9 protein-coding genes are annotated in these 9,186 nt (G+C 68.6%); 6 read left to right on the plus strand and 3 right to left on the minus strand.

Annotated features, from left to right (window positions below):
* Positions 1-13: 13 nt before the first annotated feature.
* Positions 14-550 carry a YbhB/YbcL family Raf kinase inhibitor-like protein gene (locus Pth03_RS34180; protein ID WP_203948597.1) on the plus strand — a complete coding sequence of 179 codons (537 nt, stop codon included), beginning with the start codon at positions 14-16 and terminating at the stop codon, positions 548-550.
* Positions 551-613: 63 nt separating this feature from the next.
* The gene (locus Pth03_RS34185; RefSeq protein WP_203948598.1) at positions 614-775 is read left to right on the plus strand and encodes a hypothetical protein; all 162 of its coding nucleotides are present in this window, start codon (positions 614-616) and stop codon (positions 773-775) included.
* A 92-nt stretch (positions 776-867) separates the two neighbouring features.
* Here Pth03_RS34185 and Pth03_RS34190 read toward each other — a convergent pair whose 3' ends face one another.
* Together Pth03_RS34190 and Pth03_RS34195 are read right to left on the minus strand one after the other, a co-directional pair.
* A complete protein-coding gene (locus Pth03_RS34190) occupies positions 868-1,827 on the minus strand; it encodes a hypothetical protein (protein ID WP_203948599.1) in 960 nt (319 codons plus the stop codon).
* A 296-nt stretch (positions 1,828-2,123) separates the two neighbouring features.
* On the minus strand, positions 2,124-3,449 hold the full coding sequence (locus tag Pth03_RS34195) for a KamA family radical SAM protein (RefSeq protein WP_203948612.1): 1,326 nt from the start codon (positions 3,447-3,449) through the stop codon (positions 2,124-2,126).
* A 181-nt stretch (positions 3,450-3,630) separates the two neighbouring features.
* On the opposite strand from Pth03_RS34195, the gene Pth03_RS34200 reads away from it, so the two are divergent.
* The 4 genes from Pth03_RS34200 to Pth03_RS34215 all read left to right on the plus strand — a co-directional run bounded on the left by Pth03_RS34200 (position 3,631) and on the right by Pth03_RS34215 (position 8,481).
* On the plus strand, positions 3,631-4,197 hold the full coding sequence (locus Pth03_RS34200; protein ID WP_239119580.1) for a DUF1707 SHOCT-like domain-containing protein: 567 nt from the start codon (positions 3,631-3,633) through the stop codon (positions 4,195-4,197).
* Positions 4,198-4,214: 17 nt separating this feature from the next.
* Positions 4,215-5,246 carry a phosphate acyltransferase PlsX gene (gene plsX / locus Pth03_RS34205; protein ID WP_203948600.1) on the plus strand — a complete coding sequence of 344 codons (1,032 nt, stop codon included), beginning with the start codon at positions 4,215-4,217 and terminating at the stop codon, positions 5,244-5,246.
* A gap of 35 nt (positions 5,247-5,281) precedes the next feature.
* Positions 5,282-7,003 (plus strand): arginine--tRNA ligase, encoded by a 1,722-nt coding sequence (gene argS, locus Pth03_RS34210; RefSeq protein ID WP_203948601.1) that lies wholly within the window; start codon positions 5,282-5,284, stop codon positions 7,001-7,003.
* A gap of 164 nt (positions 7,004-7,167) precedes the next feature.
* Positions 7,168-8,481, plus strand: coding sequence for a hypothetical protein (locus Pth03_RS34215; protein ID WP_239119582.1), 1,314 nt, complete (start codon positions 7,168-7,170; stop codon positions 8,479-8,481).
* 122 nt (positions 8,482-8,603) lie between these two features.
* On the opposite strand, the gene Pth03_RS34220 is transcribed toward Pth03_RS34215, so the two are convergent.
* Positions 8,604-9,186 (minus strand): cell division protein SepF (locus Pth03_RS34220; RefSeq protein WP_239119581.1); only part of this gene is annotated, 583 nt, incomplete at its 5' end.

Raw genomic sequence — 9,186 nt, forward strand, 5'->3', positions numbered from 1 at the left:
GGAAGGTGAATCTATGCCCACGCCACCTCCGATTCCTTACGACCACCTGCCGGAAGTCCCCGCGCTGACCGTGGAGAGCGTCGACGTCCGCGACGGGGAGCGCAAGCCGGAAGCCCACGTGTTCAACGACTGGGGGATGAAGGGCCAGAACCTCTCCCCGCAGCTGAGCTGGTCCGGGGCCCCTGAAGGCACCAAGAGCTACGCGGTGACCTGCTACGACCCTGACGCTCCCACCGGCAGCGGTTTCTGGCACTGGGTCCTGTTCGACATCCCCGCAGGCGTGACCGAGCTGCCGACCGGCGCAGGTACGGCTCCCGCCTTCGAGGGCCTGCCTGAGGGCGCCCAGCATGCCCGCAACGACTTCGGCGCCAAGGAGTACGACGGCGCGGCCCCGCCTCCCGGGCATCCGCACCGGTACATCTTCACCGTGCACGCGCTGGGAGTCGAAAAGCTCGGCCTCGACAGCGACGCCACGCCCGCGGTGGTCGGGTTCAACGTCACCGCCAACACGCTGGCTCGCGGTTACATCGCACCGGTGTACGAAACCTGATGCGAACGAGACCCCTGTTCCATTATGATTCGAACGGAGGTTCGACCTAGGAAAGGGGCGGGGATGAGCGACTTGGCGATGGCGATCGACCATTTGGCCGCCGAGGATCCCTTGGAGTTGCCTGCCGGCACACTCGCCGAGCAGTTGGTCGATCTGCACTGGCAGATGGCTCGGCTACAGGCGCAGATCGCCCGGCGCACCTGTCTGCGTGTCCCCGTCAACTGACCCGGAAGAATCCCGAGACGGCAAGAACGGCCGGCGCCCTGTGAGGGCGCCGGCCGTTCGGTGTTTCACACCTACTCAGCCCGATGAGGTGATCAGGGAGTGCCCCCGCGGACGTAGGCCGGCCTCGGCAGCGTTCCCCTGACCGTCCCCGGCACACCGGTGACCGTCGTGGCGGCCGCCGCGTCCCCCGTGGTGGTCGCAGAGGTGACGAGCGACGTGCCGCTGGTGGCGGCAGACGTGCCCGCAGGGGTCAGCGTCTGGTTGCCCACGGTCGTCGCCGTGGTGTTCACGCCGTTGCTCACCTGCGTGGTGGCCTGCTGGCCCTGGATGGTGCTGCCGCGGACGATCGCGGTGGCCGGCGTCTCGCACGGGACCAGCGCGAGCAGCCCTCCCGAGGCGGCCCCGGCCACCCCGACCGCGGCGTTGAGGTTGAGCAGCGCGGTCAGGTTCGCCGCGAGACCCAGGTTGGCGGCTGCGCGGACGGTGGCCACAGCGGCCGGCGCCGCCGCCGCCGCGACGACCGGAGCATGGCCCGTGACGGCCAGGGCCGGCCTGCCGGCGTCCCTGATCACCATCGTGCCGCCGTTCACGTTGGCCAGCACGGCCGCGTTGACGTTGGCGGTGAGGTTGAGGATCACGGCGAGCCGAGCCTGCAGGTCCGCCACCACGCTGGCCGTGAGGTTGGCGGTGACGTTGGCCGCGACGCTGGCCGCCAGGGCCGCCACGGCAGCGATCTGGGCGTTGGCCCGGGCGGACAGGGCGGCGGTGATCGTGCCGCTCAGGTTGGCGACGGCGACGAGGTCGGCCCGAAGGTCGGCGACCACGACGGCGCTCAGGTTGGCGGCCGCGCTGGCCTGGGCGGTGACCGCCGCCGTGGCGGCGACGACCGCGTCGGCCTGGAGATCGGCCAGGAGGTTGGCCACGGCCGTGATGCGGGAGGTGCAGACGTTGTTGCAGACGGTGGTCTGCGTGTCGGCCTGAGCGGGCGTGGCCACCAGGCCCGCGACACCGACGGTCACCGCGAGTACGGCCGTCCTAAGCACTCGTTTCATTTATTGCCCCCGGTTCATATTCCTTTTCACGAGAGTGGGAATGACGAACCCAAGAACCCCCGTGCGTCGGCGAGCGTGCCGACAAAGACGAGCGCATTTCTATCACCCCCGCGCGCCGGGGGAACGCCTGCTCGTTCGGGGCTTTGACCAGGGGCGGGACCGGAAAAATACGTATATAGAGCGGCGCGCGGCCACTCGATGGTCAGCCCAAACCCGGCCTGGGAGAAAGGCACGGTAAACATGCCGTCCAGGCCGGGGGACAGATTTTCCGGTCGCTTTTAAGAAGGGGCGCCGTGTCAGGCGCTCAGGCGGGCAAAGGGCGGGGTCTCGAGGGCCGGCTCGAAGGGGAATCGGTCGGCGAAGGCGGGCTTGAGGTCGCTCAGCCAGACGGCTTCGGGGTCGTAGTGTGCGAAGAATGGTCGTCCGACCAGCTGGGGATCGCGGGCCTGGATGAAGTGGAGCGCGAAGACGCGTTGCCCGGCGATCTCCACGACTCCGTCGACGCAGACCTTGCCGGGTGTGGCCGACATCGACGGCCCTCTGACGGTCCTGCACACCCCGGAGACCTGGGAGTAGGCGTCCCGGAAGATCTCATAGGCGTCCGTCAGGGGAACGGCGAAGTAGTCCTGGGGACCGGTGTCCCGCTCGACGAACATGTAGTAGGGGACCATGCCGAGCGTGCTCTGCCGCCGCCACATGTCGGCCCAGGTCTTCGGGGAGTCGTTGATGGACCGGATGATCGGGGCCTGCGTCCTGATGACCGCCCCTGTGTCCCTGATGCGCCGCACCGCCTCCTCCACGATGGGCGACTCCAGTTCGCGGGGGTGCGAGAAGTGCGCCATGAAGGCGAGATTCTTGCCCGACCGCACGACCTCGGAGAACAGTTCGAGCGTCGCGTCGGCGTCGGGGTCGGTGACGAAGCGCGCCGGCCAGTACGCCAGCGACTTGGTGCCGATGCGGATCGACTCGATCTGGTCCACCTTGAGCAGCGGCTCCACGTACCGCCGGAGCACGGGCTCACCCATGATCATCGGGTCTCCCCCGGTGAGGAGGATGCTCGTGACCTCCGGATGGTCCGCGACGTAGGCCGTGAGGCGCCCGATGTCGTCGGACGCCATCTTGAGGTCGGGCTCGCCGATGAACTGCGCCCAGCGGAAGCAGTAGGTGCAGTAGGCGTGACACGTCTGGCCCTGCTTGGGGAAGAACAGGACAGTTTCGGGGTATTTGTGCTGCATCCCCTCCATGGTCTCCAGGCCGACGCGGGGGACGTTGAGCTCGAGCTGGCCGGCCGGGTGGGGGTTGAGGCGCATCCTGATCTGCGCGGCCGCCGCCTTGAGCTGCGGCGCGGGGGCGTCATCACGGAGAAGCGCGGCGAGGTGGGAGACGTCCTCCTCCGGAAGCATGTCCTCCTGGGGGAACACCAGGCGGTAGATGGGGTCGTCGGGGACCGATGACCAGTCGATCAACTCGTCCACGACATAGGCGTTCGTCCGAAACGGCAGCACCGTCGCAACGGCGCGCACCCGCAACCTCGTATCTCCGTCGAAGCCGGCACGGCCGAGCAGCTCGTCGAGATGCTTGGCCGTGTAAGCCCGGAAGCCGCGTGTGCCCTGGGTAGAGATCACTCGACCTTCCTTTCCTGGTAGATTTCAGATTTCCGGTAAACCATCCGCCCTCGCCAAGCGTCGGTGGTCTCACTAATTCGGACGCCACCCGCCGACAGTTGGTTCCACTTGTAAGAAACTTCTCAGTGAAGATTTCTCAGCTCTCGCGACATATCTCGTTCGCGGCTACCCTGAACTTGTGACTTCCTTGACCCCGTTCGCGGGCGACGATCCCGCTCAGCGCGCCTCTGACGCAGACCGTGACCGGGTCGCGGGCATGCTCGGCGAAGCACTGGCCACGGGCCGCCTGACCAGCACGGAACACGCCGACAGACTCGACGCCGCCTACGCGGCGGTCACCCTGGGGGACCTGGTACCCCTCACGACCGATCTGCCCGTCGGGGCGCGCGCCGCAGCCAATCCCACAGCGGAGAAGCAGCAGGTCGCGGCCGTCTTCAGCAAGGTAATCCGCCGGGGCCGCTGGGTCGCGGGCCGCCACACGGAGCTGCGGTCGACCTTCGGCGCCCTGATCGTCGACCTGTCCGACGCCGTCATCCCCGGCCGCGAAGTCACCCTCGAGCTCAACTCCCTGTGCGGCAAGCTGATCGTGACCGTGCCCCACGACGCCCACGTCATCGACGAGGGAAGCGCACTTTTCGCCAAGCGCGCGGTGACCGGTGGCAAGGAGGGCGACGGTCCGCTCATCCGCATCACCGGGCGCGCGACATTCGGCAAGATCGTGGTGTACCGGAAGCCGTCACCTTGAAGCCCTAGCATTCGGCCATGCAACACATGCGGGGCAGGGCAACCCCCGTGGCCCTCGACGCCATGGGCGGCGACCATGCGCCGGACGAGATAGTCGCGGGAGCCGTACAGGCCGTGCGGGAACGCGACGTGCCCGTGGTGCTTGTCGGCCAACCCCGCCTCATCCACCAGGCCCTCGCCGCGCACGACGCCGTCGCGGAGATTCCCGTCGTCCGGGCCGAGGAGGCCCTCGCCATGGACGAGGGCGCGCTCGCGAGCCTGCGCCGGCCGCGGTCCAGCATCGCCGTCGCCTGCCATCTCGTACGGCGAGGCGACGCGGCGGCGGTCGTGTCCGCCGGGTCGACCGCGGGCGTGGTGGCCACCGGACGGCTCCGCCTGCGCGGCCTGCCAGGCGTCATCAGGCCCGCGATCACCATTCCGCTCCCGACGCGGCCGCACCCGACCGTCTTGCTGGACGCGGGCGCCAACGCCGACGTCAAGCCGGAGATGCTCGTGCAGTTCGCCCACCTCGGGGTCGCCTATGCCGAAACCGCACTGGGCCTGCGGAGACCGCGTGTGGGGCTTCTGACCATCGGCTCGGAAGCGGAGAAGGGCAGCAAGCTGGTCAAACGGGCCCACGAACTGCTGGTGGGCACGCCCGGCATCGAATTCACCGGCAACATCGAAGGGCACGAGCTGCTGACCGGCAAGGTCGACGTGATCGTGACCGACGGCTTCACCGGGAACGTCGCACTCAAGACGATGGAGGGCAGCGTTCGATACGCCTTCGGCCAGCTCAGGGAGACGATCAACGAAAGCCGGGTGGCCAAGATCGGGGGAATGCTCCAGCGGGCCCGGCTGCGCGATCTGGCCGAGCGGCTCGACCCCGAGGCGCAGGGCGGCGCCGTACTGCTGGGGCTCAACGGGACCGTCGTGATCGCTCACGGCTCGTCACGGGCCCGGGGGGTGGCCGCGGCATGCGAGCTGGCCGCACATCTCGCCGCCCAGGGAATCGTCGCCCGAATCAGTGACCGGATCACCTCCGCCAACAGATCGCACCGCCGGCGCTAATCGTCCGCGCTTATCGCCGCCATTAAGCTTTGTGCATGACCGACCCGCAAATTCTCCTCGCCGAGCGGGTCCAGCAGGCGCTGGGCACGGCGTTCGGCCAGGAGTACGCCACCGAAGATCCGCTGATCAGGCCGTCCCAGTTCGCCGATTACCAGGCGAACGTCGCGCTGAGCCTGGCCAAGCGACTCCGACGTGCGCCGCGGGAGGTCGCGCAGGCCCTGGCGGACGCCATCGACCGGACCGACGTCACCGTCGAGGTCAGCGGTCCCGGGTTCCTCAACATGACGCTGAGCGACGCCTGGATCGCCGCCCAGTCCGCACGGCAGGCCGGCAACGAGCGTCTCGGCGTGCCGCAGGGCACGCCCAAGACCGTGGTCATCGACTACTCGGCGCCCAACGCCGCCAAGGAGATGCACGTCGGCCACCTGCGCACCACGATCGTCGGCGACAGCCTCGCCCGCGTGCACGAGCACGTCGGCGACAAGGTCATCCGGCAGAACCACCTCGGTGACTGGGGCACGCCGTTCGGCATGCTGATCGAGCACCTGCTCGACGTCGGGGAGGCCGAGGCGCTGGGCCGCCTCGCCGCGGGCGACGGCAACGCCTTCTACCAGGAGGCCCGGCACAAGTTCGACAACGATCGCACGTTCGAAGAGCGCTCGCGCAGCCGGGTCCCGCAACTCCAGGGCGGCGACCCCGCGACGTTGCGCCTGTGGGATGAGTTCATCGAGTACACCAAGCGGTACTTCAACCACGTCTACGACGTGCTCGGAGTCACGCTGACCGACGACGACATCGCCGGCGAGAGCATGTACAACGCCATGCTCGCCGACGTCTGCGACGAGCTCGAGCGCACGGGCGTCGCCGTGATCAGCGAGGGCGCGCTCTGCGTCTTCCCGCCCGGATTCACCGGCCGCGACGACCAGCCGCTGCCGCTGATCATCCGCAAGAGCGACGGCGGGTACGGCTACGCCACGACCGACCTGGCCGCGATCCGCTACCGAGTGAGCGACCTGAAGACCGACCGCATTCTCTACGTGGTCGGCGTCACCCAGTCGCTGCACTTCCAGATGGTCTTCGCCGCCGCGCGCATGGCGGGCTGGCTGCATGACGGTGTGAGCGCCGAGCACGTCCAGATCGGCAGCGTGCTGGGCTCCGACGGCAAGATGTTCAAGACCCGCAGCGGCGCCTCGGTCAAGCTGACCGAGCTGCTCGACGAGGCGGTGTCGCGCGCGGAGGCCGTCATCTCCGAGCGGTACGACGACCCGGCCCTGCGCAAGGAGATCGCCCGCAAGGTCGGCATCGGTGGCGTGAAATACGCCGACCTGTCAGTCAGCCACGACAGCGAGTACGTCTTCGACTTCGACCGCATGCTGGCGCTCACCGGCAACACCGGCCCCTACCTGCAGTACGCCACTGCCCGGGCCCGCTCGATCTTCCGCAGGGCCGAGATCGACCCGGCGGACGTGAGCGGCCCGATCCTGCTGGGCGAGCCCCAGGAAAGGGCGCTCGCCCTACACCTGCTCGGGTTCGGCGCGGCCGTCGAGGCCGTCGCGGAGACGTCAGAACCGCACCGGCTCTGCAACTACCTCTTCGACCTGGCTCAGGCGTTCACCTCGTTCTACGAGACGTGCCCGGTGCTCAAGGCCGAGGACGAGTCCGTACGGCTCTCGCGGCTCAGCCTGTCGGCCCTGACGCTCAAGGTGCTGCTCCAGGGGCTCAACCTGCTCGGCATCGAGGTGCCCGAGCGGATGTGAGCGGGCGTACATGAACCGCCGGGCGGGCGCGGGATTCTGGCCTGATCAGGTCAAACTCCCGTTCACCGCTCGGCGCGCCTCTATCCCTCCCGCCGTGCCTGGCGTCTAGTCTGGCCCAGGTCAAGGGAGTGCCAGCCAATCCCTCGGGGAGCGTTCGCGTGAGCATGGACCTGACCACGAGTCCGGACCCTGGTAGTAAGGCCGACTCGACGGAGTTGCACCGTTACGCCGAAGGCCTTCTCGTCAGCCTCGCCGCAGACGGGACCGCACCGAGCCTGCCGCCAGGCGTCGCAGACGTGCCGGGCTACTGGCTGGCGCCCGCCGTCGAGGCGCTCGTGCTGATCATGTCGGGCCAGGACGCGCTGGAGCCGCTGGCACAGGCCACCCATCTGGACGAGCGGCGCACCGCCCTGTTCCTCTGCCTGGCTCTGGCCGTATGCGGTCGGGGCGACCACATCCACGCGTCATGGCTGGGCACGGCCTTCGGGGAACTGTCCAACGACCGCCCCGTGACCAGCGGCCAGCGTGCCCTGTGGCTCGCCGCCGCCCGTGGCGCCTACGGGCCGGTCGGCAAGATCTTCGTTCTGCGGAAGCTCGACGCGGTCGTCGTCCCGCCCGAGGACGAGCTCTGGCTCAAAGCCCTCGTGCCCGACGAACCCGTCGCCGCGATGCCCGCCTCCCTCGACGGTTGTCCCGAGCTCGTGAACGTGCCGGAGATCACGGCCTCGGCACATGCCGTGGCCCGGCTCCGGCGACTGCGGGATCGTTGTGCCGAGATCACCTCCGCTCCTCAACCGGCCATGGTCTCCAAGGTGGACGCCGACGCGGTGTGGACCGACGACGAACCGCTCGCCGTGCTGCGGTCGCTCATCGGCCAGGAAAACGCGGAAGGCCCGCTGAGCTCACTCAGCGGGCACCTCCTCCACGACGTACGGCCGGCCGCCGACCCTCATCTGGCGGCGCTCGCCCTCCATGTGGCCGCGCCGGCGGTGAAGGCGGCAGGCGAGTCGCTCACCGCGACCATCCAGGCCCCGCCGCCCGATTCGGTGACGGTGCCGATCCTGGGCTATCCGATCACTTTGCGGGCCGACGGACCTGAGCAGGCCTCGATGGCGGAGGCCGAGCGCCGGATCGTCACCGAGGGTGCGCCACAAGGGACGGCCCCGTGGCTCGGCTACCTGGTCGGCGGACTGGCCGCGGTGGTGTTCCTGGTGGGATTCGTGACTTCGTTCCTGGTCACGCTCGCTGGGGTCGCGCTCGGAGGAGTGAGCGCCTTCCTGATCTGGCGTGTGCGCGTACAGGAGCAGACGGCCATCCGCCGGGTGCAGACCCAGGTGGGAGAACTGTCCGACGCGGCAGACAGGGGCGTCAGAGCCCTGCGTGAATACGGCAAGGAGTCTGCCGCTCGTGCGGAGACCGCCGCCGACGACCTGGCCGAGCTGTGCCGCGTGCTCCGCCGCGGCCCCAGGGCCGCCTGAGGCTCCTCAGGATCTCCGCCTTCTGGGCTTCGGCCCCATTTCGCCGACGTGGTGCGAGTCTTCGCCGCTTCGGTTCCCGTCCCCCTGGGCCGTTACGGCGAAGGCTCCTCTGATGCACGGCCTCAGGCCGTGGACACTTCGACGTTGGCGGGAGTCAGCAGAAAGACCTTGTCCGCGATGCGCTCAATCCGGCCTTCACAGCCGTAAGCCAAGCCTGCGGCGAAATCAACCATGCGGGTCGCCTCGGTGGTCGACATGCCGGCCACATCCATCACGACGGTGTGCCCTTCCCGGAAGTGACGGCCCAGGGTCAGTGCGTCGTCGTATTTCTGTGGGCGCACCATGACGATCCGCGCCGGCTCCCCGGTCGGCTGCCATCTCTTCGCGGCCCGCTCGGACGCCGGCATCCAGTCATCATCCCCGTAGTCGTCGTCAGCACCGTAGGCCTCGTCGTACTGCTCCGCCCCGCCCAGGCCAAGGTAGCTCGCCACCTTGCGCACTGCCCCCATCGGCATGTCCTTTTCCGGCTTGTCCTTTTCCGGGCTTCTCCCGATAGGTGGGACGGTAACTGACCCTTCTGTGGCACCCCTCCGACACGCCCAGGCGTTTAATGGAATTTGGCAGGAGAATGTAGCGGGCAAGTAGGTGTTCGGTTGCCGCCCGACGGATTGCCCGATCTGCGAATGATCAGATGGCATGTGCCGC

The sequence above is a fragment of the Planotetraspora thailandica genome, assembly GCF_016863335.1.
GTDB classification, from domain to species: domain Bacteria; phylum Actinomycetota; class Actinomycetes; order Streptosporangiales; family Streptosporangiaceae; genus Planotetraspora; species Planotetraspora thailandica.